Raw genomic sequence first — 23,328 nt, 5'->3', positions numbered from 1 at the left:
TGCCGCCCTAGATGCCAAATCGTGACCGAATCTGCGGGCGTTGTCCCGTCGATTTGGCATGTAGGCACATTGAGTAGGGCGCTAAGGCGCCGCAATGCGATAGCGCGCTGAGACCACCGCGCTAAACTGTATAGCCATGGGCATTCAATACCGATCTCGTAAGAAAACCGGCAAGAATAGCTGGATCAACATCTCCGGCTCTGGGGCATCCATGTCCACCAAGGTGGGGCCGGTGACCTTCAACTCCCGCGGCGGCATGTGGATCAACCTGCCTGGCGGGCTGAACTTCCGGGGACGCTGGCGCTAAATTACAAGGTCGCAACCATGGAAGAACCTACGAGTGACTATGTCCGCATGGGCATTGAAGCCGACGTTGTGCTGCGCCTTGGCATGCTGCTTATGGGCGCCGGCACGTCGGGCTATCGTGCGCTGCGCGGAATGAAGCGCGCGGCCCGCGCTCTAGGCTTTTCCCGGTTGGACGCCAACGTAGGCGTTACCCAAATTACGTGCACCTTCCATAAGGGGCGAGCTTTTCGCACCGTGGTGGCGCAGCAGCATTCGCCAGCTGTCGACGCATCGCGTATCGAGGCCCTTGAGGATCTCACACATAATCGCCTCTACGCCGGCATTACTGCGGAAGAACTCGATGCTTTCCTCGATGACATCGAGTCTCACGTGCGCAAGCGCTGGAATGGTTTTACCTTGGCCACTGCCGCGGGCGTGGCCTGCGCTTCCTTCTCAGTGCTTAACTATTTCCAGTCCTATGTTGTCTTCTTGGTCGCGCTCGCTGCCTTTTGCGGGCAGTTTGTCAGGTGGGCGCTGCATCATAAGCACGTGCACCAGATCGGCTGCATTGTGGCAGGTGGCGCCACGGCGAGCTTGGTCTACTTCCTGAGCACCGAGCTTTTGTCTATTGCTGGCTTAGCCAATCCCACAGACTTCTCCTCGGGCTATGTAGCCGCAGTACTTTTCCTGATTCCCGGCTTCCCGCTGTTTTCCGCGCTGATTGATTTGGCGCGCTTTGACTTTGACGCCGGCATGGCGCGGCTTAGCTACGCACTGACCGTCATCATCGCGGCTACCTTCACGGTGGCCATGGTCAGCTGGTTCACGGAACTTACCCCAATTGCGCCGCCACCTGTGCCCGATGCCAGCTGGTACGCAGCCGCCATCCTGGCTAGCTTCTTAGGCATCGCCGGCTTTGCCTTCCTGTTTAATTCCTCGCGGCGCATGGTGATTGCCGCCGCAATAGTAGGCACCGTAGCCAACATGGTGCGCTTGGGCATCCTAGAGCTGGGAGTGACCAGCTACTTCGCAGCTTTCGTGGGCGGCACGATCATCGGTCTGCTGGGCGGGCGCGTGGCGCGCACCATGCATCTGCCACGTATCACCACCACGGTTCCCGCCGCAGTCATCATGATTCCCGGCGCAGCGATGTTTCGCTCTGTCTATCACTTGAATGCCGGCAACATGGATCAAGCGTTGTCCAATCTCGCCACGGCCTCGATGATTGTGCTCTCCATCGGCTGCGGCCTCATCTTCGCGCGCCTGCTTACTGACAAAGACTGGGCACTGGGCCGGCTTATCGATTTCTCGCGCCAACCACACGATTCGCGCTACTAAAACGCCGCCTTAATGGGGCAGGTGGAAAAGTCCCTGGGAATCTTGCTCCGCGAGGCCGTCGTCAAGCAGCGAAGCCAACGCCCGCGAGCGTTGCGCCGCATCGGGCCACACCACATCGATTTTACTCTTCGGCACCGGGGCATCGGCGCCGCGCAGGACATCCAGAATCAGCCCACGCACTTGGCGGTCGGTGCCTTGGAACTTTTGCACGCGTTTTTTGGCCTTGGAAAGCTCGGCCTCACTAGGCTGCGGGCAGCCCGCCAGCTGCCAGGCACAACCTTCGCGAAGCGGGCACCCCTCACAATTGGGGGCCTTTGCCTTGCATACCAAAGCACCGAGTTCCATGAGCGCGGCCGAAAAACGTGGACCATTTTCTGGCGGGAGGAGCTTTTCCACGGCGGAAAGTTCCTTCTTCGAAGGCTGCGGCTGCAGGAATCGGCCGTCCACGGCGCGCGCGTAAACTCGGCGCACATTGGTATCAACCACCGGCACGTTGCGCTTGTAGTGGAAACAAGCCACCGCCCGCGCTGTGTAATCGCCGATGCCGGGCAGCTCCAGCAGCTTCTCGACGTCGCTTGGTACCGGCTTTTCACCTATGGCTTGCGCACACTCCCACAAGCGCAACGCGCGCCGGGGATAACCCAGCTTGCCCCACGCGCGCAGCACCTCCGCGCGGGAGGCCGCCGCAAAGTCGGCCGGGGTAGGCCACCGCTGCATCCATTCCTCCCACACCGGAGCCACCCGTGCGACCGGAGTCTGTTGGCTCATGACCTCACTGAGCAGGACGCCCCACGCGGAGGTACCGGGGCGGCGCCAGGGGAGGGGACGCTCGGCTGAATCAAACCAGTCCAAAAGAGCAGCGGTGTTAATCATCGGGAAACAGTGTAAGCCAGCCGGCGTTCGGGACTACAGTTGAATCCATGCCACTTTCAAAAGTCCCGAAAAATCCCCAAAAAGTTTGGGAAGCCCTACAAGCTGGAAACGAGCGCCTGGTCAGTGGAAACGCTATCTCCGTCAACACTGAGTCGCGCCTCCGCGCCCGGCTAACCCGGGGCCAAGACCCGCGCGTCATCGTGCTGGCATGCTCCGATTCGCGCGCCCCGATTGAGCACGTATTTAACATCGGTTTCGGCGATGCCTTCGTCATTCGTACCGCCGGCCATATCCTGGACAACGCGGTGCTTGCCTCGCTGGACTATGCCTTGGAGAACTTAAACGCCAACCTTCTCGTGGTGATGGGCCACCAGTCCTGCGGTGCGGTGGGCGCGGCCTCGGCGTTCCTGAACGGAGAGATCAACCTGCCGACCGGGCTGCAGCGACCCATCATTGAGAAGGTCGCGGCTTCGGCGCTGCAGGCCAAGCGCCAAGGCCGTGAGACTAGGCCCGATTTCGAGCGCGAGAACACGGCCCAAACGGTCTCTCAGATCATCGCTGATGTGCCGGCGGCGCGGCGGCTTCTCGACGCCGGCACGCTCGGCGTTGTCGGCCTGCGCTACCTGCTGGAAGATTCCAGCGTGGAAACTGTGGTGCGCCACGGCGTGGACTAGGGCCATTTAGGCCTAGACACGCGGCGAGGGCTGGTGCAAGTTTGTCTGTGTCACCCTTTAAAATCGGAAGCGTGACTGATAACCGACGCAAACCCCTGCCCCAAGAGATCTACATGCGCCGCCGCGTTGCTGCGCTGATTGGACTTTTGGTGCTCGTCGGGCTGCTCATCTGGGCAGCGACCAGCATGTTCGGCGGCTCCGATGAATCGGTGCCTACCGCTGCTACCAGCGCCCGCGGCTCGGAGGCTGTGCCGGAGACCAGCAAGACGAGCGCTGCCCCAACTAGTGATGCGGCATCGAGCAGCGTAAGCGCCGCGCCGAGCAGTGCGGAAAGCAGCGCCGACAGCAGCGCTGCAAACCCAAGCGAGTCTTCGCCTTATCCGGCGCCTAGCGCGGGCGCGGAGCCGGCTAAGAATACCTGCGCCTTGGAGGACTTGGAGATCGTAGGTACTGTCAGCCAACCTAGCTACAGTGAGGGCGAGTACCCAACCTTCTTCATGGAAGTCAAGAACCCTACCGCCGCTGATTGCGTGATTGACCTAGATAAGGACATCCTGCGCTTTGAGGTCTATGACCTTTCCACCAATGAGAAGAAGTGGGCTGATACTGACTGCTTCCCGCCGGTGGATACTGGTGAGGTCACCTTCGAGCCAGGCAAGCAGCGCACCTTCCAGGCTGATTGGTCCCGTAAAATGTCCCAGCCAAACCAGTGCAATGACCGTGCACCGGCCCCGGTGGGTGGCTACTTCATGCACGCAGTTATTGGTAACCACGCCTCGAAGGCAGAAACCTTCAACCTCGATAGCTAGCGCAAAAGGGCGATGGCCTCGCCCAAAGTTCCAGCTTGCAGCACCCGTATCCCGGCGGCATCCACCTTGCCCGCCGGGACGATTGCGTTTTCATAGCCCAAGCGCGCGGCCTCGCTCAAGCGGCGATCCAGGTTGGGCACGCGGCGCAGCTCGCCAGCCAGGCCCACCTCACCGATGACCACCGTCTTGGGCGGTAGCGGCTTTTCATGCAAAGAGGACCAGGTGGCAAGCGCTACGGCAAGATCCGTGGCGGTCTCCTGGATGCGCACGCCGCCCACGGTGGCGACGTAGGCGTCTTTGTCATTAGTGCGCTCTCCTGCGCGTGCCTGCAGAACCGCCAGCACCATGGGCACGCGGTTGGAGTCCAATCCCGTGACCACGCGGCGCGGGTTCTTTGCCACTGGATCCACGGTGAGCGCCTGAACCTCCGCGAGCATGGGGCGTACACCGTCCATGGCAACGGTGACCGCGGAGCCATCCGGCGTGCTCCCGCGGTGGGAGAGGAAGAGCCCAGAAGGATCTGCTACCTCGCGAATGCCGCCGGAAGTCTGCTCGAAACATCCCACTTCATCGGTGGCGCCGAAGCGGTTCTTGATGCCGCGCAGCATGCGTAGGCTGGACTGCCTGTCACCCTCGAAGTTCAACACCACGTCAACCAAGTGCTCGAGTACGCGGGGACCTGCAACGTTGCCGTCCTTGGTTACGTGGCCCACAAGCAGCACCGGAATGCCGGTGGACTTTGCCAGGGTGGTTAGCGCCGCAGTGACCGCGCGTGACTGGGCCACGCCGCCAGCTACGCCCTCGACGCCTGCCGCATGCATAGTCTGTACAGAGTCCACGATGATAAGGCTGGGCTTGAGTTGTTCAACGTGGCCGAAGACTACGTCCAAGTTAGACTCGGCGGCTAGGTAGAGGGTCTCGTGGAGCGCGTCAGTGCGCTCGGCACGCGCCCTTACCTGGCCCGCTGACTCCTCTGCGGTGACATATAGCGCCGTGCGTTCGAGCTGCGCCCACCTTGAAGCCACCTCCAGCAGCAACGTTGACTTACCAACGCCGGGCTCGCCGGCCATGAGTACAACCGAGCCTGGAACGATGCCTTTGCCCAAAACACGGTCTAACTCGCCGATACCCGTGTTGATGGTTTTAGTAGCACTCGCCCCAATCTTGGTGATGGGTTGCGCCGGGCTGGAAGGCGTTAGACCCTTGACCATCTGCCCGGTCACCGCAGCCGAGGCAGCCGTGCCCTCAGAAGCAGCCGGGGCGGATTCCTGCAGCGTTCCCCACGAGCCGCAATCTGGGCAGCGGCCTAGCCACTTCGGAGAGACGTAGCCACACTCGGAACAGGTGTGGATTGGACGCGATTTCTTAGCCATGCCAGTAACTCTAAAACACCCGCCGGACACGAGCGCCAACGAGAAACCCCGCACTTAGAAGTGCGGGGTCGAAGGGTTAATTAAAGGGCTTATTTCACCCGGAGGCTTAGTGGTGAGATGCCTCAGGGGACTCGGTGGTAAAGCCCTCGGTGGACTCAACGTCGCGGTTGTACTCACCGGACTTCAGCGGGGAAGCGGCAACAGCTGCGTCCACCTCGATGGTGCCGTTGTTGAATGTGAAGGTAACCGGGCGGGAGCCGGCGTAGCCAAAGTCCTCATTCTCGAGGGAGGTCTCGACGTACTGAACGTTCTTGTTCTTCTTGTCCTTCTTCAGCTCTTCCAGGTTCTTGGCGGAATCAGCGATGATGGACTGGTCACGGGCCATCGGCTTCGTGGAGCCCAACTCTACGTCCTGGCCATCGACGGAAACGGACTCCAGGGTGACGTCAGAAACGTCGTAGCCCTGGTTGACGGCAACGAACTTCAGGGAAGTCTCACCGGAATCCGGCTCAACCTGGATTGTGACGTCGCGGACTGCGACAGCGCCGTCCTCGGTAGCAGCGGAGGAACCATCGACAGCCGCAACCTTCTGGGAAGTTTGAGTGATGTGGCCTGCCGAGCAGGAAGCCAGAGCCAGCGCAGACAGGGCGGTTACGGAAATGATGGCACCGCGACGAGCGGCGGTCTTCAAGGGCTGCACTTTGAGGGTCCTCCATAGATTGCGATCACAAAGCTTATCAACGCTTTAGCCTAGTACCTTTCCGCCCCAAGTACACAGTTTCCTCTAAACCCGTTGGGTAGGTGGCGGGGTAATACGGGGGTAGACCATGGGCGTCGACAAGCGCAAAAGCTCTACGTGCTAAACTGGTTGCCCTGTATGCGTGCCGCGCGAGGCACGAACATTAAACAAGGAGTGGGAATGGAATTTAAGGTCGGAGAGGTCGTCGTCTACCCGCACCACGGTGCTGCCAGGATTACTGACATTGAGCAGCGTGAGATGGGCGGCGAGACCCTGGAGTTCCTCGTCCTCCAGATCAACCAGTCTGACCTTGTGGTTCGAGTGCCTTCGAAGAACGCCGAGACCGTTGGTGTGCGTGACGTCGTGGGCAAGGAAGGCCTCGAGCGCGTCTTCTCCGTTTTGCGTGAGCTCGACGTGGAAGAGGCCGGCAACTGGTCCCGCCGTTACAAGGCAAACCAGGAGCGCCTAGCCTCTGGTGACATCAACAAGGTCGCGGAAGTAGTTCGTGACCTGTGGCGCCGTGACCAGGATCGCGGCCTGTCCGCTGGTGAGAAGCGCATGCTTACCAAGGCTCGCCAGATTCTCGTGGGCGAGCTCGCGCTGGCTTCCCCGGTCGATGAAAAGAAGGCCGACACCATGATGGAAGAAATCGATGCCACCATCGAGCGCCACCGCGCTGCCGGCATCGTGGAGGACAAGTCCATCACCACCGATATCGACAACGACATCGATCTCGATGACCTCTCCTTCGACGACGAAGACTAAGGTCTACGGCCTCATCGCGGCCGCAGGCATGGGCACCCGCTTGGGCGCCGAATTGCCGAAGGCTTATGTTGAGCTGGAAGGCCGCACTTTGCTGGAGCGTTCTGCGGCGGCCATGGGGGAGGTCTGTGACGAATTGATCGTCACCGTCAGCCCCGAGATGGAGGAGCACGCACGCGCCCTGCTGCCCGGCGCTCACTTGGTCCACGGCGGCGGCGAGCGCGCCGACTCCGTATGGGCTGGTCTCCAGCACATCCCCGACGATGCCATCGTCCTCATTCACGACGCCGCCCGCGCGCTAACCCCGCCCGAGATGATCGCGCGCGTTGCCGAGGCCGTGCGCAGCGCCCCCGCGGTTATCCCGGTGTTGCCGGTCGCGGACACCATCAAGGTCGTCGACGAGCACCGCGTCGTATCCACCCCGGACCGTTCAAAGCTGCGCGCGGTCCAAACCCCGCAGGGCTTCCGCGTGGCTAAGCTGCGCGAAGCGAACGAAGCCTACTTCTCAGGCCAGCAAGAATTCGTGGCCACTGACGATGCCAGCCTGATGGAATGGTTCGGCGTCCCCGTCACCACCGTTGAGGGCGACCCACTAGCTTTCAAAATCACCACGCCCATCGATCTCACGCTGGCCACGGCGATTTTAAACAAGGAGCTCTCATGACCCAGCCCATCATCCCGCGCGTAGGCATTGCCACCGACGCCCACCAGATTGAGGAAGGCAAGCCCTGCTGGATTGCTGGGCTGCTTTTCGACGACGTCGATGGCTGCGAGGGCCACTCCGACGGCGACGTGGTTAGCCACGCGCTTGTCGACGCCCTCTTGTCCGCCTCCAACCTCGGTGACTTGGGCTCGTTCGTGGGTGTTGGGCGCAAAGAATACGACAACGTTTCGGGCGAGCGCCTGCTGCGCGAGTGCCGTGAACTGCTTGAAGAAAATGGCTTCGTGATTGGTAACGCCGCAGCTCAGCTGGTGGGACAAACCCCGAAGATGGGCCCGCGCCGCGAAGAGGCCGAGCGCGTGCTCAGTGAGATTTTAGGCGCTCCCGTTTCCGTCTCCGCTACCACCACCGACCACCTGGGATTCACCGGCCGCTCCGAAGGCCGCGCCGCGGTGGCGACGGCGGTGGTCTGGAAACAGTAATTCCCGGGAAAGGCGCGCGTGGAAGGCGCATCGCCGTGACTTAAAGCAACCGCAAACAGCCAAGCGCCCATAGCCTAGAATGGTCAGGGTGAGTAACCTACGCATTTATGACACCGCCACCCGTAGCCAACGCGATTTCGTGCCCGTTAAAGAGGGCCACGCCTCGATTTACTTGTGTGGTGCCACCCCGCAGGCACAGCCGCACATCGGCCACCTGCGCTCCGGCGTAGCCTTTGATATTCTGCGCCGCTGGCTCATGGCGCAGGGCCTGGACGTCGCCTTCGTGCGCAACGTCACCGACATCGATGACAAGATTCTCACCAAGGCCGCCGATAATGGCCGCCCCTGGTGGGAGTGGGTTTCCACCTACGAGCGCGAGTTCACCAAGGCCTACAACACCCTGGGCGTCCTGCCGCCATCGGTAGAGCCACGCGCCACGGGATTCGTTACCCAGATGGTGGACTACATGCAGCGGCTTATCGACGCCGGCTTTGCCTACGCGGTATCTGACGATACCGCGGGGGCAGACGGAACCGGCTCCGTCTACTTCGACGTCCAAGCCTGGGTCGCGGCCGAGAATTCTGATTACGGCTCCCTGTCCGGCAACCGCGTCGAGGAGATGGAGCAGGGCGAAGACCCAGAGGCTCTCAAGCGCGGAAAGCGCGGGCCGCAGGACTTCGCGCTGTGGAAGGCCGCCAAGCCTGGCGAGCCTTCTTGGCCTACCCCGTGGGGCCGCGGACGCCCCGGCTGGCATTTGGAGTGCTCGGCTATGTCCACCTACTACTTGGGCGGCGAATTCGACATTCACTGCGGTGGCCTCGACCTGCAGTTCCCGCACCACGAGAACGAGGTCGCGCAGTCCCATGCCGCCGGCGATAAGTTTGCCAATTACTGGATGCACAACCACTGGGTGACCATGGCCGGCGAGAAGATGTCCAAGTCCCTGGGCAACGTGCTGGCCATCGACAACATGCTGGAGATCGTCCGCCCGGTCGAGCTGCGCTACTACCTCGGCTCCGCGCACTACCGCTCCGTGCTGGAATACTCCGAGGCAGCCCTCACCGAGGCCGCTGCCGGCTACCGCCGCATCGAGGACTTCGTGAACAAGTTCGACGACCTCGTCGTAGGAGACTGGACCCCGGCCTTCGAGGACGCCATGAACGACGACATCGCCGTTCCGAAGGCACTGGCTGAGATTCACACCAACGTGCGCGCAGGCAATAAGGCCCTGGGCTCTGGCGATGAGGCTCAGGCACGGCAAATTGCCGAGTCTGTTCGTGCCATGGCCGCAGTACTGGGCTTTGATCCTTTGGCTGAACAGTGGAAAGATGGGGCGTCGACAAGCACTGCGGATACAGCGCTGGACGCACTCGTCCAAGCAGAACTGGAGCGCCGCACCCAAGCCCGCGCGGAGAAGGACTGGGCCACTGCGGACGCCGTCCGCGACCGCCTCGCCGCAGCTGACATCACCATCACTGACACTGCCGACGGCCCCACCTGGTCGCTGGCCTAAGGAGAATTCATGGCACGTACGCACGGCCGCGGCGGCGCGGGCATCCGCAAGACAAACAAGAAAGGCGCCACTAAGGGCAGTGGCGGCCAGGTAAAGAAGGGCCTTGAGGGCAAGGGGCCAACGCCTAAGGCAGAGGATCGCGTCTACCACGCGAAGCACAAGGCCAAGCTGGAGCGCGAGCGCCGCAACTCGGGCCGCCACCAGAAGGAGACGGCGGAGATGGTCGTCGGCCGCAACCCGGTTGTCGAGTGTCTGCACGCGAAGGTGCCTGCTACCTCGCTGTACATCGTGCAGGGCACCCGCAACGATGCGCGCCTGTCGGAGGCCGTGGCCATTGCGAATTCCCGCAACATTCCTATCCTTGAGATTCAGCGTCACGAGATGGATCGCATGACCGGCAACGGTTTGCACCAGGGCATTGGCCTGCAGATTCCGCCTTATAAGTACGCCGATTTCCATGACCTGATGGACCGCGCGAAGGACGCTGGCGAGCCTGGCATGTTTGTCATTCTGGATAACATCACCGACCCGCGTAACTTGGGCGCGGTTATCCGCTCCGTTGCGGCGTTCGGCGGCCACGGCGTCATCATTCCGGAGCGCCGTTCGGCTTCGGTTACGGCGGTGGCTTGGCGTACCTCTGCTGGTACCGCAGCTCGCCTGCCCGTCGCGCGCGTGACTAACGTGACCCGCACCGTGCAGGAATTCCAGAAAGCCGGTTACCAGGTCGTTGGCCTGGACGCCGGCGGCGAGCACACGCTCGACACCTATGCGGGTGGCAAGGATCCCGTGGTCATCGTCATCGGCTCTGAGGGAAAGGGCATCTCCCGCTTGGTCTGCGAGAACTGCGATGTCATCATGTCCATCCCGATGACCGCCTGGGTTGAGTCCTTAAACGCATCCGTTGCTGCGGGTGCAGTGCTTTCGGAGTTTGCTCGGCAGCGTCGCGCTGCGAAGTAACAAGTAATTTGGAAGGCGTCGCGTTGTGCGGCGCCTTTTTGCTTGCCTCCAATGCGTCTGCTGGGCAGCTACCGCCGTCCTGGTTGCAAATGCCCAGGGCTGGAAACCCAGACCTCCTGCTCGCATTTTCACGCGCTTGCCGACGCCCTGCAATCCACCAGAGAGCTGCGGATTGAGGCCTGGGTATTTGCGCGGAGTTGATGAATCTGCGAAAGGTAACTTTTGACACTTGAACGCGGTTTAGGGGCAGCGTATATCTTTTAGTAGCGCGCGCTATAAGTTCAGATTCTTCTCAAGAAAGGAATGCTTATGAAAGTGAGCATGTCTAAGCAGGCAACAGCTCCCAAGAAGTCCTCTGGAAATAAGTCCTACTACCGGCACTGCTAAGGCTCGATGAAAACTTCAGTCAGACTACTAACCGTAGGGATTTTGCTCTCTACGGTTATTAGCGCATTCATTGCCTTTGTCGGAGCCAGCCTCTTATCGACTCTGGATTACCGGCTTGGCAACGAGTTTGTCCAGATCGAAGACTTCAAACCTGACAGTCACACAGAAACACTGTTTCCTGAGCTTTCTGAATTTGCGCGGGACTCAGGATTTGACGTATCGATTTATTACGCCTCGCTAGCTGATTCGGATGGTGAGGTGCGAATCTACTCCTCGGCTCTGCCTTCAGGTGCAGCTAACTTTGAGTCTCAAAAGTTTCAGAGGGGCGAAAAGCTTGTTTGGTATCCATTGTCGGAAATTCCGACTAAGGAACCGCGCCAAGTTTTTTACATTAAAGGATCGGAAAATGACGCTCGAGACCTAACGACATGGTTGGAGGAGCGCGGGTATTCCGTGACAGGGCTCCAGAACTTGACTTGGAGCATCGTCATGACTTCGTCGCTGCCTTTGTTGGTCGCGGCTGCGTTTCTACTCGCGCTCGTGTTGGGTGGCGGGCACTGCCTAGTGCGGGCTCGCGAAATCGGCATTCACAGACTTTTGGGGCTAAAGCTATCGCAGACGCTAAGACTTGATGTAACGCGGCTTGCCAAGCAAACATGGCTACCATTTTTTCTTGCGATCATTTTTATTGCGGCGGCATTGTATCTTTACAACGACTGGGCAGAAGCGACGTTGTTTTGGGCCTTTTTCGGCGTTTCTGTGTTGCTCCAATGGGTCGGTTTGGCGCTGGGCTATGTGCTCGGGCAGTTATTGGTTCGAAATATTTCGATCCCGCAGGCCATCAAAGGCAAGGTTCGGGCGCGTCCAATTACCTACGCTCTGTATGCTGTCCGGCTATTGGCACTCTTGACGAGCCTGACGGCACTTTCGCAGATGGTTGATACCGGTGCTGAGGTGTCCGCGCGAGAGGAATTGCAACCGTATTGGAGCGGACATGCCAATGAGCAAGAGTTTGCCCTGAGCTCGAATATCACTCCGGATGAAAAAGAACAGGCTGCAGCTGCAGCGCCCTTGCGTCAGGCGGACCGCGAAGGAAAGCTACTCTTAGCGGATCCTTTTTGGCTTACCTGGCCGACTCAACTGGAAGCCCCGGTTATTCTCAGCAACCATCGGTTCGCCGTTCAAGCTGGTGTTTCCCCTTCTGAAGAAGACGTAACCGTTTGTGCTCCCGTTGCCCTCAGTGAAGAATCCAAACAGACGATTATTGACTCCGTTGCATTTGAAGCCGAACTCGCGAAGAAGAAAGTTCCAGATTTTAACTGGAAAGAGGATTGTTCGCTTGGGCAAGTCTTTTCCTATGACGTTGAGCTGCGGCCAGTAATTAATGACCCCATTGTGGTCTCGTTACCAGTGGGGCTTGAAGCTATCGGTGACCGGAATTTACTCGCGAAAGCCTCGCAGAAAGTCCTCCTTGCCATCGAGCCAACTGTCGTTGGTGAGCTGAAAGATGGGACGGTGGGCAAGGTGCTTGCCACGGCACAACCGCATGCTGATTCCTGGCGATCGTCCCTTGAGGAAGCCAAAGATCAATTCAGCCTTTGGTCGTTAAATACGGTCGTAGCGATATTACTGGTTTCCTTGTTAATCGTCGCGGGGCTTTTCAGTTTCCAGGTGGCGTTCCGGCGAGAGCTCTATGTTTCCTTCATTTGTGGGCGCAGCCCGTGGAAGATGTGCAGGAAGATTCTGCTGGCCGAGCTATTCTTTTTCGTTACCACCATCGGCTGGGTTTTGTATCGTTTGCGCGAGCATAAGGAACAACTGGAATCGCACTATCCATCAACGTGGTCGATGGGGTTTGAAAACAGGTGGTCCACGGCAACCGTTCTTGCTGTCGTCGCATTTTCGATCGTGTGGATGTGTATTTCAATCGGTTTGACCTGGTGGATTAGTGCGCGAAATCAAATGCGCTGGACAGACAGCGAGGGAAATTAGGATATGGAAATTCAGGTTGAAGACCTTCACTACAGTGTGAAGGGAAAAATGATTCTTTCCGGCCTTACGCGGTCTTTTGCGGCTGGCCGGGTGACTGCATTAACCGGTGTCTCCGGAAGTGGGAAAACCACCCTGTTGAACCTCTTGGGCGGTCTGATCTCGCCGGACAAAGGCTCAATCATGTGGGATGGAAACAACATTGCATCGCTATCGGCAGGTCGACTGCGCAAGTATCGACGCGAATGCGTTGGGTATCTTTTTCAAGATTACGGCTTGGTTCCTGACCTCACCGTTGTCGACAACGTGAAGCTCGCAGCCAGTAACGTTTCGCGCCGTGCTTTCGATGAGGCGCTAGACAGCGCTTTGGCGCAGGTCGGTTTACGAGGCTATGAAAAGCGTGTGGTCAGCGGCTTGTCGGGCGGCGAACAACAACGAGTAGCCTTGGCGAGGATCCTCATTTCTAAGCCCAAAATCGTATTGGCGGACGAGCCAACCGGTGCGCTTGACGAGGACAATGCTCAGCTGGTTGTTGAACACCTCCGTGCTTTCGCTGACCAAGGCGCCGTTGTCGTCGTCGCGACGCATTCCAAGCATGTAGCTGACCAAGCAGACTGCGAGGTAACGCTTTAGTGTGGCGATTGAAATACTCGGATATGCCGTGTCTGCTTGCAGGCATCCGAGACGATGAGCAATCGATACTCGATGAGCTAAGACGTTACTTCCTCTGGCCCCAGGTTGAATGTGTGTCCACTCAAAGGGAGCTGCTGAATGCATTGTCTGGCTCACAGGAGCAATTGCTGGTGTTGTGCGAGCGCAAAGACTCGGCGACCTGGGTATGGGATATACAAGAGTTAAAGAGCAGCGATTTCATTTACTTGGTGGATTATTCACAGCATTCGCGTGAGAAGCTTCAAACGGCAATCAATTTGGGCGCGTCTGCATATTGCGTCGTTACCCGGGAAGCTCGCTCCGGCCATGGGGGCCTTAAAATAAGTTGTTGCTTTGAAATAAACGGCGTAGCTGTTGGGACAATGCCTGAACCAGATATGCAGCGAAACCTCGAGCGACTGTCCGCAATTCAGCTTCGAATTTTAAACGGAATTGTATGTGGGCACTCAAATTATGGCATCGCGGAGGAAACACATCTTTCTGTGCCGATGATCAAGAAAATAGTTTCCCAGCTGCTCGACATCTTTGCTGCAGAGAACAGAGTCCAGTTAGCCATAAAAACCTTACCCGCTATGGGTTGAGCTGCCATCCTGTTGCAAATGCCCAGGGCTGGGTAAGTAGCGGGGAGGCGAGCCGCGGGGCTATAAGCCGAAGAAGTCCTCCACCACTTGGGCCGCGATGAAGCTATCGGTATTCGGGCCCAAGCGCGCGTCGAGCTCGTTGCCCGAGGGGATGACGTGGCCCACGCCTTCCATGGTCCACAGTTCGACGGGGTTGTCACCTTCCCAGGAATCCAAAGACACATCAGAAAACGGGCGGGTTACCTTGGCCTTAGAGCAACCGTTCATCGTGGCGAAGTGCTGCGCAGTCAACAACGCGGAAGTAACCTCGCCGCGGGAGCTATTCGCGAGGCCAGCCTGGCCGCCTTCATAAGGTGCTAACGGGTCCGCCGTGCCATGCATCATGAGGATTGGGGTGGGCTTATAGCCCTCGGGATTAGACGGCGCATGGTTAGCGCCGCTGCCCATCGTCGAGGCGAAGATGCAGGCACCGTCGAGGAAGCCCGGGGCATCGAAAAGCAGGCGAATTACCATCTGCCCGCCGTTGGAATAACCGCAGGCGAAGGTGCGCTGCGTTCCGTATTCCTCCTGTACGGTGGCGGCGACGTGTTGGAGAAAGGCGACGTCGTCAATGCCAAGCTCACGGGTCTTGACCGGAAGCACCGCGCGGGCGTCGTTGAAGTGCCTGTCCACGCCGTCGGGGTAGACAACCACCGTGCCCGTGCGGGCGGCGAGCTCATCAAAAGTACCGTTTGTAAAGCGCCGCATCACGCTGCCATTTTGCAGCGAACCGTGGAGGAAAAGCAGCAGGTTCGGGCCGGGATTTTCCGGCGCGACGACGGTGTATTTACGCTTTTGGCCCTGAAATTCCACGATGGTCATGGAACAAAAGTTTAGTCGGGGTGGGCGCAGGTTTCGTCGTGCGTGCTGGTGTGGTGGCTTTCGGCATCGCGGCGGCCCTCGAAGTGAGCTTTGGTGACGCGGGCGGCGGCGATGTCGTCGCGCACGGCACGGCGGTTGCGCAGCCAGCCCACGAGGCGGCAAACCAGGTAAATGACAAAAGAAATCGTGGTCACGAAGACCGAGACTGGCAAGCCTGGTGCTAGCGAGAGGATGAGGCCACCCACGGCGGCGACCTCGGCGAAAAGCGTGGACCACAGCACCGCGCGCACCGGCGAGGAGGTGATCTGCACTGCCGCTGCGCCCGGTGTAATCAGCAGCGCCATGACCAGCAGCGAACCGACAATCTGCACCGACTGCGCCGCGGTAAGGCCCACCAGAATGGCAAAGCCTACGGAGATAGCGCGCACCGGTACGCCGGCTGCCTGCGCCATGACCGGGTCGGCGGAAGCGAAAAGCAGCGGGCGCCAGAAGAGCAACACGACGCCCACGATGATGACGGTAGTCAGCGCCAGCAGCCACACCGAGGCTGCGGAAACACCCACGATCTGGCCGGTCAGCAGCGTCATCGCCGTATTGGAATTGCCCGGGTAGAGGTGCAAGAAGAGCACCGATAGGCCAAGGCCAAAGCTCATCACCACGCCAATAGCGCTGTCTTGCTGGCCTTTCAGCCCCAACACCGCCAGGATGATGGCGGCCACGATGGCGCCCGCGATGGCACCAAAGCCTAAGTTAAATCCGAAGAGCAGGGCCGCCGAAGCGCCCATCAGGGCGAGCTCAGACGTCGCGTGCACCGAAAAGGACATTTGGCGCAGCACGATGAGTGAGGTCATCACACCAGAGAGGATGCCCAGCAGCGCGCAGGCCCACAGGGAAGACTGCACGAAATCGACGCCGAGCAGATACTGGGTGTCTTCGAAAAACTTATTAGACAACGATGAGTCTCCCATCGACCTCGATGACGTTGACCTTGGAACCATACAGCTCAGACAAGACATCCGAGCGCATAACCTCATCCACAGCGCCAAACATGTGGCCATGCGGGGCGATGTAGAGCACCTTGTCCACCACGCCTAGCACCGGGTTGATGCCGTGTGTCACGAACAACACGGAGGTGCCGCGTTCTTTGCGCCAGCGGTCGAGCTTTTCCACGGTCGCTTGCTGGCGGGCAGGATCGAGCGAGAGTAATGGTTCGTCGGCAAGGATGAGCTGTGGGTCATTGGCCAGCGCCTGGGCCTGCCGGATGAGCTGTTGCTGACCGCCCGAAAGCTGCCCCACGCGGCGCTCGGCGATGCCGGTGGCACCCACCTCAGCGAGGAGTTCGTCGACGCGGGCGCGGGAGGGGCGTCGCTTAGCGATGGCCCCGTGTGCCAACGACAGTGAGACCAAATCCCGGGCGCGCATGGGAAGATCCTGCGGAAACATGCGCTGCTGCGGAATGAAACCAACCCGCGAATTGACGTCCACGCGCCCTCCGGTGAGCTGGCGCGTGCCCAGGATGGTGCCCAGCAAGGTGGACTTGCCCACGCCGTTTGGCCCCAAGACGGCGATGAATTCGCGCTTGTCGACGCCCAGGTTGAGCCCCGACCACAGCGGTTCCACGGCCGCTTCATGAAATTGAACCAGCACTAAGCCGCCTCGATGTGGTCCACGGCCTGCTCGTAGTAGTCGAGGAAGTTCGTGCCCTCTGGTGGGGTCTCACCGATTTCCACGATAGGGATGTGGCGCTCCTCGGCTGCCTTGTGGATGCGCGAGGAGATATCGGTCTCGGTCTGTGGGTTATAAATCAGCAGATCGACCTTGTCTTCCTTGATGGCCTCTAGGAAGCGTGCGAGGTCGGCGGCAGTCGGCTCGCCCTCAGACACGGTGGCTTTGCGGAAGCCCTCCGGCGTCACGTCCAAGGCAGGGGTGTACTTCATGATGTAGTCCGCAATCGGCTCGGTCTGCGCATAGTTGAGCTTCGGCAGCTTCTCGACACGCGCCTTAATGTCCTCGACGCGCTCCAACAGCGGGTCTGCAGATGCCTTGGCCTCTGGGTTGGCCTCATTGACTAGGTCGGCGACCTCGGTGGCCACTTTCTCGATGGCGGCAGCGTCGTACCAGACGTGCTCGTTGCCCTCGATGTTGGTGACCTTGGAGGGCTCCTTCTTGGCGATGTCCTTGGCCTCTGCCGCGGTGACGACGTCCGGCTCTTCGTCGAGCTTGCCGTGGTCGGTCAGAGGGAGGGCGTGGATGATCTCGTCCTGGTTCTTTACTGCCTGGTACAGCCAGGAATCGTATCCGCCTCCGCCGACGATGAGGACGTCGGCTTCGTTGGCCTTAGCGATGTCTGCCGCGGTGGGCTCGAAGTGGTGCGGGTCGACGCCGTTGCCCTTGACGATTGGCTCGACCTCAATCTTGACGTCTTGCCTCTGTGCGGAGTCGATGACTTCCTGGGCCACATCTGCCCAGATGGAGGTGGAGGCGACGACCTTGATGGTGTCCTCGTCGGCGCTATCGGTACTGGAGCAACCGGCCAGGGTGAGGCTGCCTGCACACAGGAGAGCGGCGGGCGCAGCCAGGGATTTAAGGGAAAAACTCATGCCCTCTAGTTTGCGTTTGTTGAAAATTGTTGTCAAATGGAAATGTATTGAAAATCCGCTCGCTAAAGACCTTGCCTGAAACGCGAAACGCAGAGGTGAACAGGGTAGGGTAGCCAGCATGGTAAAACGCAGCCAGAATCGGAAAACGCTAGCCTCGCTGGCTGCTGAATTGGGTGTTTCGCGTACCACCGTTTCCAATGCATATAATCGCCCAGACCAGCTGGCCCCAGCCACGCGCGAGCGCATTCTCTCCGCGGCCGCAGCCCACGGCTACACGGGCCCCGACCCCACCGCGCGCAGCCTGCGCACTCGCCGCGCGGGCTCCACGGGGGTCCTCCTGACCGAGCACTTGTCCTACGCCTTCGAGGACGCCGCCTCCGTTGATTTTCTAGCCGGCATGGCAGAGGCATCCACGGGTGCCGCGACCACCCTAACTCTGATTCCCGCAGGGCCCGACGCCCCTTCCGACGACGCTGCCGCCCTCCTCACCCGCGCCGCCGTGGATGGCTTCGTTATCTACTCGGTCTCGTCCGAATCCGTGGAAGCGGCGCGAACGCGTGGTCTTCCGCTGGTGGTCTGCGATCAGCCCAAGGACTCTGGCCTTCCCTTCGTGGGCATCGATGACCGCGAGGCAATCAAGCCCGCCGCCCGCGCGTTGCTCGCGGCCGGCCACCGCCGCATTGGCATCCTGTGCATTCGCCTCCACCACGAGCGCATCGATGGTTTCGTAAGCCCGGAGCAGGTCGAACGCGCAGACATGCACGTCCAGCGCGACCGCGTGCTGGGCGCTCTCGATGTATTTGCACAGGCAGGCATTGGCGAGATTCCCATTGTCACCCGCCACATCAACGATGCGAGCACCGCGCGCGCTGCCGCGGAAGAGCTGCTTGCCGCGCGCCCTGAGCTGACCGCCGTGCTGTGCACCACCGACTCGATGGCGCTCGGCGTGCTCGGTGTCTTGCGCGATGCTGGCCTCGCGGCACCGAAAGACCTCTCCGTGACGGGGTTTGACGGCATCACCACCGCCTTGCTGGCGGGGCTTACTACCGTGGTCCAGCCGAATAAAGCCAAAGGCGCGGCGGCAGGCCACATGTTGGCCGAGCATATCGACGCCGCGCTTTCCGAGACTGCCCCAGCACACGACCATAAGCTGCTGTCCACCCGCTTCAACGAGGGGACCACGGTGGGCTCGCCGCGCGAGCAGCATTTATTGGATTGGCGGCTCTAGTCGGCACACTTTGCCAAATATTGCGCCAAAACTTGCCGAAATCAGCGCCTTATTTGGCAAAATGTACCGCGCTTGTCCCGTTTACCGCGCTTGCCCCGTTTACCGCGCATCACGCTTAAGCGCCGAGGTGAACCGCGCGGGCCGCAGCGAGCTCCTCCAAGAAATCAGACACAGCCGCAATATCCGGAACGCGGTGTGCGGCTAGCGTCTCGCCCTCGCCAACCTTCACGCCCAGGTCTGGTGGCTGATTCAAAACCGCGAATCCGTCTTCGTCGGTGACGTCGTCGCCCAAGAAAACCGTGGCCGTGGCGCCGACGCGCTCGCGCAGCTCGGAAATCCATGAGCCCTTCGTGGCCTGGGTAGCGGAGAACTCGATGACAGACTTGCCGGCAGTCATGGGGAAACCGGCTGGGTCGAGTGCGCGGCCAGCAGCGTAGGCCTCGGCGGCTAGCTCTGGGTCTGTAAGCTCCAAGCGGCGCAGGTGGAACACGCGCTGGAAAGGCTTAATCTCAATTTCCGCGCCAGGAAAGCGCTCCATCAGCTCACGGATTTCTGCTTCCTTGCGGTCCAAGTGCGCCTGGGCTTCCGGCGAAAGGGAAGAGTCCTGCCACGAGGACTCCGCGCCGTGGGAGCCGCCCAACAGAACCGGCTCGCGCAGCGGGAAGACGCGCTTTAGCCCTTCCAGGTGGCGCCCAGAAAGCGCCGCTACCGTGGTATCCGGCAGCTTCGCCAGACGCTCCAGGGCAGCCAACGACCGCGGCTCGGCGTGAACCGCATAGATGTCATTGGCAAAACCGGCGAGGGTGCCATCAAAGTCAGAAACTACGGCCAGATGCTTGGTTGCTGCGAGCTTTTCAATCATGCCCTCATCCTAAAACAGCCCTAAAGCGAGACCATGCGAATAGCGGGGGAGTCCACCTCGGCGGTATCCAGAGTCAGAACCAGCTGATTATTCGGGTTTAGCCGAACCTCAAAATCATGGTCTTCCGCCAGCAGATTGCGTAGCAGATTATCCGCCCATAGTGCCGAGCCGGTGCAATCGTCGGGACGGGTATCCATTCGCACCTTATCGATGTGCATGGTGTCCGCGTCGCGGATATTGGCGGCATCCTCGGCCTCGCTGTAGGAGACCTTGGCTTGGAACGGCGCACAGCCAGTAGAGCCCACAATGGAGGATTCGCCGAAGCTCATTTGTGGCACCGCCTTAGCGGTCTGCGGAATCGCAGAAGGCTCATCCGGCTTGGTGTAGATAGCCACTACTTGCCAGTCCTTGCCCACGATTCTCTCGTCACCGCGTGGCTGCGGCCCTGAATCCTCGGAGCCGCAGGCGCTAAGTGTCATTGATGCGGCGAGAAGTGCCGCTGTAATTACTCGCTTCACTTGTTCTTCGCTGCTTTCTCTAGGGCGCTCAAAAAGGCGCGCGACCATACATCCACGTCGTGTTGGACCACCTGTGCGTGCAGGTCGAGCATGTGCTGGCGCATGGTGTCGGGTGAATCATCAAGCGCCTTCAATGCGCTGAGCAGGGCGCGTTTGATGGACTCTATGTCGAAAGGGTTGCATAGGTTGGCCTGCTTGAGCTCCGCGGCGGCGCCGGCAAACTCGGAGAGCACCAATGCACCGCGGCCGTCGTCGTGGCAGGCCACATACTCCTTGGCCACCAGGTTCATGCCGTCTTTGAAGGGGGTGACCAGCATGACGTCGGCAAGCCGGTAGTACTTGCGTAGCATGTCCTTGTCCACTGCGCGGTGCACGTAGTGGACCACTGGCCGCCCAATCTGGCCGAAGCGCCCATTGATGCGGCCTACGGCTTCCTCGACCTGCGAGCGGGTCACGCGGTAATGGTCGATGCGCTCGCGCGAAGGCGTGGCAATTTGTACCAGCGTAACCTCGCTCGGATCCAGCGCCTGCGACTCCAGCAGCTCCTCGAAAGCTTTGAGACGCTGCAGGATTCCCTTGGTGTAGTCCAGCCTATCGACGCCCAAGATGACGCGGTGGTGGCCGCCGAATTCCGCACGCAGCTTGGCGACGTCGCGGTCCTCCGCCTTACTGAACCGCGTCATGTCGGAGGACTTGATGGAGATCGGGAACGCGCCCACGCCAACGGTGCGGCCATCGACCTTGATGCCGGCAGTGATGTCGCGGGTGCTGACCTCGCCCGTGACCTCTAAGCCGAGTCGAGTGGCCAGCTCTAAGAAGTTACGGGCATTGGATTCGAGGTGGAATCCGATGACATCGGCGCCCATCAACCCGCGGACGACCTCTTCGCGCCATGGCAGTTGCAGGAAGAGATCTGCGGAAGGGAATGGAATATGCAGGAAGAAGCCGATGGTGAGATCGGGGCGTAGTTGGCGCAGAATGCCTGGCAGCAGCTGCAGCTGATAGTCCTGTACCCACACCGTGGCGTTGGGCGCTGCGACCTTTGCTACTTCCTCGGCAAAGCGCAGGTTGACCTCGCGATAGGAGTACCACCACTCGCGCTTGTACTGCGGGGTGACGATGAGGTCGTGGTAGAGCGGCCACAGGGTGGCGTTGGAAAAGCCTTCGTAGAAGCCCTCATAATCCACGTCGGTTAGCTTGACCGGGTGCAGCAGCACACCGTTTTCGGTGTGGGAAGGTTCCGGGGCGTCGTTTGTGATGCCTGGCCAGCCCACCCAGCAGCCTTGCTCGGCCTCCAGCACTGGCGACAAAGCAGTAACCAAGCCGCCAGGCGAGGCCTTCCAGGTGCGGGTGCCGTCCGGTTGGATCTCCAGATCCACGGGGAGGCGGTTGGCCACCACCACGAAGGAATTGTCGTGGCCAGACATTGTTCTTAGGCCTTCTTCGTGGTCTTCTTAGAAGCCTTCTTGGCGGTCTTCTTCGTGGACTTCTTGGTCGACTTCTTCGTTGCCTTCTTGGTGGTCTTCTTCGAAGATTTCTTGGTTGCCTTCTTCGAGGACTTCTTAGAGGTCTTCTTTGGCGCAGCGTCTTCCTGCTCTGCAAGGACCTTCTTGTGTACCAAGCCATCTGGCTCGACGCCGAGCATGGACATCAAGGTCACGCCATCGAGGAAGTCCTCAGCATAAGTAGCGACGATGCGGCGCGCAGCGCGGGCGGTCTCCTCCTCGACTGCATTGTTCTGGTCTGCAGCGGGCTGAGTGTCAGTGACCTTTGGTGGCACGAAGTCCTCCTGAACGAGTTGTGAAAGCTTTCAGACCGCATATTCTACGCCATGCGGCCGTGCGGTGCGGATTCGGGGCTATGTGCGCAGAGATCTATTTTGTGGGCCTGGGTTATGGCGCCGGGCACGGCGAGGATTTCGCCCTAACTGCCAAATCGGTGCCGTGCAGGGAAGGCGAGTTCAGGTGGTGAATGCATCTATACAGCTAGGAGGTTGTGTAGATGTCAAGTGATAAGAGGCTGTGTGAGCGGTACGTGGAGGCGTATCTGCATGATGCGCGTCCGATGTCGGTGATCCTGAAGGAGTTGGGGGTCTCGAAGGCTACGGCGAAGGTGTGGCGTCAGGCTGAGGGCCTTAGCCGTGGTCAGCGTCAGCGGAGTCTGACTGAGAATAAATTCAAAGATCAGTACCAAAAGGTCGTTGCTCTTGTAGAAAGCGGCCAGTCTGCGCATAGCGCACTGAAAGAGACTGGTTTCCCACAGACTGCTTACCGATACCTTGCCCAAGACGGTATCGAACTCGCTAATACCAGTCGCGGTGGAGCCATACAACGCGAGCGGGATCGCATCGCTAAAGCTTTGAAACTTGTTGACGCTGGAAAAAGCTATAAACAGGCTGGCCAGGTGGTTGATCGCTGCGGGGCCCGACCCCCGGAAAGTGGACACATCGGGGGCTGGCTATGCTGCTGTGGTCAGTATAGCCGAAGTCTCGGCTTCAAAGACATCAGGAGCTACGAGATTGCACCAGGAGTGCCGCCGGCGCGTGTTGTAGCGCATGCACCACCGGAAGACCTCTTGACGACAGCTAATTGGGTTGTCAAAGACTTTCCGATCACGCAGCACTTCCCGCTTTAAGGTGGCGTTAAAGGATTCTGCCAGGGCATTATCGGCACTCGTTCCAACCGCGCCCATGGACTGGCGCACACCTAACGACGAGCAGTAGTTCCTAAAGGCTTGTGAGGTGTACACGCTGCCGTGATCGGAATGGAAAATAGTCCCGTCAAGACTGCCGCGCACGCCGTGTGCGTGGGCTAGAGCATCGATAACTAGTGAGACACGCATGTGGTCTGCGAGTGCATAACCTGCAAGTTTACGTGAATACGTGTCAATGACTGTGGCAAGGTACATGTTTTTGCCTCCCCTACACGGCAGGTAAGTAATGTCACCGACATACACACGATTTGGCTCGCCAGCTGTGAACTTGCGGCCTACTAGATCTGGCATGACACGGTGACCAGGCTTACGCCTGGTAGTAATGCATCGACGCCGTTTGCTAAAGCCTTTTAACCCCATGGATTTCATGATGCGTGCAACTTTCTTGTGATTGATCGGGGTATACGTCGTGTCCTCCTTGAGGCTTGCGGCGATGCGTTTAGCACCATAAA

The 23,328-nt window shown here is 59.7% G+C and carries 25 protein-coding genes; 13 read left to right on the top strand and 12 right to left on the bottom strand.

Annotated features, from left to right (window positions below; all coding sequences use genetic code 11):
- Positions 1-136 precede the first annotated feature (136 nt).
- The gene (locus HMPREF3169_RS12550) at positions 137-307 is read left to right on the top strand and encodes a DUF4236 domain-containing protein (RefSeq protein WP_005529875.1); all 171 of its coding nucleotides are present in this window, start codon (positions 137-139) and stop codon (positions 305-307) included.
- Between the two features lie 47 nt (positions 308-354).
- The gene (locus HMPREF3169_RS00125) at positions 355-1,623 is read left to right on the top strand and encodes a threonine/serine exporter family protein (RefSeq protein ID WP_070455243.1); all 1,269 of its coding nucleotides are present in this window, start codon (positions 355-357) and stop codon (positions 1,621-1,623) included.
- 9 nt (positions 1,624-1,632) lie between these two features.
- On the opposite strand, the gene HMPREF3169_RS00120 is transcribed toward HMPREF3169_RS00125, so the two are convergent.
- Positions 1,633-2,496 carry an HhH-GPD family protein gene (locus tag HMPREF3169_RS00120; protein ID WP_210387426.1) on the bottom strand — a complete coding sequence of 288 codons (864 nt, stop codon included), beginning with the start codon at positions 2,494-2,496 and terminating at the stop codon, positions 1,633-1,635.
- 47 nt (positions 2,497-2,543) lie between these two features.
- Here HMPREF3169_RS00120 and HMPREF3169_RS00115 point away from each other — a divergent pair, with 47 nt between their 5' ends.
- Entirely contained in the window at positions 2,544-3,170 is a 627-nt protein-coding gene (locus tag HMPREF3169_RS00115; protein WP_061924669.1) for a carbonic anhydrase, read from the top strand.
- A 71-nt stretch (positions 3,171-3,241) separates the two neighbouring features.
- Entirely contained in the window at positions 3,242-3,979 is a 738-nt protein-coding gene (locus tag HMPREF3169_RS00110) for a hypothetical protein (protein ID WP_082778653.1), read from the top strand.
- Here the strand turns inward: HMPREF3169_RS00110 and radA are convergent.
- Both radA and HMPREF3169_RS00100 read right to left on the bottom strand, forming a co-directional pair.
- Positions 3,976-5,352, bottom strand: coding sequence for a DNA repair protein RadA (radA, locus tag HMPREF3169_RS00105; protein ID WP_062043300.1), 1,377 nt, complete (start codon positions 5,350-5,352; stop codon positions 3,976-3,978). The genes HMPREF3169_RS00110 and radA overlap by 4 nt on opposite strands.
- 106 nt (positions 5,353-5,458) lie before the next feature.
- On the bottom strand, positions 5,459-6,052 hold the full coding sequence (locus tag HMPREF3169_RS00100; protein ID WP_061924658.1) for a hypothetical protein: 594 nt from the start codon (positions 6,050-6,052) through the stop codon (positions 5,459-5,461).
- A 219-nt stretch (positions 6,053-6,271) separates the two neighbouring features.
- Here HMPREF3169_RS00100 and HMPREF3169_RS00095 point away from each other — a divergent pair, with 219 nt between their 5' ends.
- The 8 genes from HMPREF3169_RS00095 to HMPREF3169_RS00060 all read left to right on the top strand — a co-directional run bounded on the left by HMPREF3169_RS00095 (position 6,272) and on the right by HMPREF3169_RS00060 (position 14,095).
- Complete coding sequence (locus HMPREF3169_RS00095) at positions 6,272-6,856, top strand: CarD family transcriptional regulator (protein ID WP_061924655.1); 585 nt, start codon at positions 6,272-6,274, stop codon at positions 6,854-6,856.
- Positions 6,828-7,517, top strand: a complete 690-nt coding sequence (gene ispD, locus HMPREF3169_RS00090; RefSeq protein WP_061924652.1) for a 2-C-methyl-D-erythritol 4-phosphate cytidylyltransferase — start codon at positions 6,828-6,830, stop codon at positions 7,515-7,517. The genes HMPREF3169_RS00095 and ispD overlap by 29 nt, the downstream gene beginning before the upstream one ends.
- Positions 7,514-7,996, top strand: coding sequence for a 2-C-methyl-D-erythritol 2,4-cyclodiphosphate synthase (gene ispF, locus HMPREF3169_RS00085; protein ID WP_061924649.1), 483 nt, complete (start codon positions 7,514-7,516; stop codon positions 7,994-7,996). Before ispD ends, ispF begins: the two co-directional genes overlap by 4 nt.
- A 79-nt stretch (positions 7,997-8,075) precedes the next feature.
- Positions 8,076-9,509, top strand: coding sequence for a cysteine--tRNA ligase (gene cysS / locus HMPREF3169_RS00080; RefSeq protein ID WP_070455241.1), 1,434 nt, complete (start codon positions 8,076-8,078; stop codon positions 9,507-9,509).
- 9 nt (positions 9,510-9,518) lie between these two features.
- Complete coding sequence (gene rlmB / locus HMPREF3169_RS00075) at positions 9,519-10,466, top strand: 23S rRNA (guanosine(2251)-2'-O)-methyltransferase RlmB (RefSeq protein WP_070455239.1); 948 nt, start codon at positions 9,519-9,521, stop codon at positions 10,464-10,466.
- Positions 10,467-10,859: 393 nt separating this feature from the next.
- The gene (locus HMPREF3169_RS00070) at positions 10,860-12,845 is read left to right on the top strand and encodes a hypothetical protein (protein WP_070455237.1); all 1,986 of its coding nucleotides are present in this window, start codon (positions 10,860-10,862) and stop codon (positions 12,843-12,845) included.
- Positions 12,846-12,848: 3 nt separating this feature from the next.
- On the top strand, positions 12,849-13,475 hold the full coding sequence (gene ccmA / locus HMPREF3169_RS00065) for a heme ABC exporter ATP-binding protein CcmA (RefSeq protein ID WP_061924635.1): 627 nt from the start codon (positions 12,849-12,851) through the stop codon (positions 13,473-13,475).
- Between the two features lie 8 nt (positions 13,476-13,483).
- Positions 13,484-14,095 carry a helix-turn-helix domain-containing protein gene (locus HMPREF3169_RS00060; protein ID WP_141761312.1) on the top strand — a complete coding sequence of 204 codons (612 nt, stop codon included), beginning with the start codon at positions 13,484-13,486 and terminating at the stop codon, positions 14,093-14,095.
- Between the two features lie 60 nt (positions 14,096-14,155).
- On the opposite strand, the gene HMPREF3169_RS00055 is transcribed toward HMPREF3169_RS00060, so the two are convergent.
- Genes HMPREF3169_RS00055 through HMPREF3169_RS00040 form a run of 4 tightly spaced genes read right to left on the bottom strand, consistent with a single transcriptional unit; the run spans position 14,156 to position 17,556 of the window.
- Positions 14,156-14,956 (bottom strand): CE1 family esterase, encoded by an 801-nt coding sequence (locus tag HMPREF3169_RS00055; protein ID WP_070455235.1) that lies wholly within the window; start codon positions 14,954-14,956, stop codon positions 14,156-14,158.
- An 11-nt stretch (positions 14,957-14,967) separates the two neighbouring features.
- On the bottom strand, positions 14,968-15,924 hold the full coding sequence (locus tag HMPREF3169_RS00050) for a metal ABC transporter permease (RefSeq protein WP_148132080.1): 957 nt from the start codon (positions 15,922-15,924) through the stop codon (positions 14,968-14,970).
- The gene (locus tag HMPREF3169_RS00045; RefSeq protein ID WP_070432297.1) at positions 15,902-16,603 is read right to left on the bottom strand and encodes a metal ABC transporter ATP-binding protein; all 702 of its coding nucleotides are present in this window, start codon (positions 16,601-16,603) and stop codon (positions 15,902-15,904) included. Before HMPREF3169_RS00045 ends, HMPREF3169_RS00050 begins: the two co-directional genes overlap by 23 nt.
- Positions 16,603-17,556: a metal ABC transporter solute-binding protein, Zn/Mn family gene (locus HMPREF3169_RS00040; protein WP_061924626.1), complete on the bottom strand. Its 954-nt coding sequence runs from the start codon at positions 17,554-17,556 to the stop codon at positions 16,603-16,605. Before HMPREF3169_RS00040 ends, HMPREF3169_RS00045 begins: the two co-directional genes overlap by 1 nt.
- 118 nt (positions 17,557-17,674) lie before the next feature.
- Between HMPREF3169_RS00040 and HMPREF3169_RS00035 the strand changes: the two genes are divergently transcribed.
- The gene (locus tag HMPREF3169_RS00035) at positions 17,675-18,784 is read left to right on the top strand and encodes a LacI family DNA-binding transcriptional regulator (protein WP_070432295.1); all 1,110 of its coding nucleotides are present in this window, start codon (positions 17,675-17,677) and stop codon (positions 18,782-18,784) included.
- Between the two features lie 115 nt (positions 18,785-18,899).
- Here HMPREF3169_RS00035 and otsB read toward each other — a convergent pair whose 3' ends face one another.
- The 5 genes from otsB to HMPREF3169_RS00005 form a co-directional block, all read right to left on the bottom strand.
- Positions 18,900-19,646 carry a trehalose-phosphatase gene (gene otsB / locus HMPREF3169_RS00030; protein ID WP_061924620.1) on the bottom strand — a complete coding sequence of 249 codons (747 nt, stop codon included), beginning with the start codon at positions 19,644-19,646 and terminating at the stop codon, positions 18,900-18,902.
- A 20-nt stretch (positions 19,647-19,666) separates the two neighbouring features.
- Positions 19,667-20,164, bottom strand: a complete 498-nt coding sequence (locus HMPREF3169_RS00025) for a metal ABC transporter substrate-binding protein (protein ID WP_235591083.1) — start codon at positions 20,162-20,164, stop codon at positions 19,667-19,669.
- A complete protein-coding gene (locus tag HMPREF3169_RS00020; protein WP_062037213.1) occupies positions 20,161-21,591 on the bottom strand; it encodes an alpha,alpha-trehalose-phosphate synthase (UDP-forming) in 1,431 nt (476 codons plus the stop codon). Before HMPREF3169_RS00020 ends, HMPREF3169_RS00025 begins: the two co-directional genes overlap by 4 nt.
- A 5-nt stretch (positions 21,592-21,596) precedes the next feature.
- The gene (locus HMPREF3169_RS00015; protein WP_062037217.1) at positions 21,597-21,944 is read right to left on the bottom strand and encodes a hypothetical protein; all 348 of its coding nucleotides are present in this window, start codon (positions 21,942-21,944) and stop codon (positions 21,597-21,599) included.
- Between the two features lie 677 nt (positions 21,945-22,621).
- On the bottom strand, positions 22,622-23,328 hold a 707-nt coding region (locus tag HMPREF3169_RS00005; RefSeq protein WP_070455231.1), incomplete at its 5' end, for an IS3 family transposase.

Source organism: Corynebacterium sp. HMSC08C04 (assembly GCF_001807495.1).
Lineage (GTDB): Bacteria > Actinomycetota > Actinomycetes > Mycobacteriales > Mycobacteriaceae > Corynebacterium > Corynebacterium simulans.
This window is presented reverse-complemented; position numbering and strand designations above follow the sequence as displayed.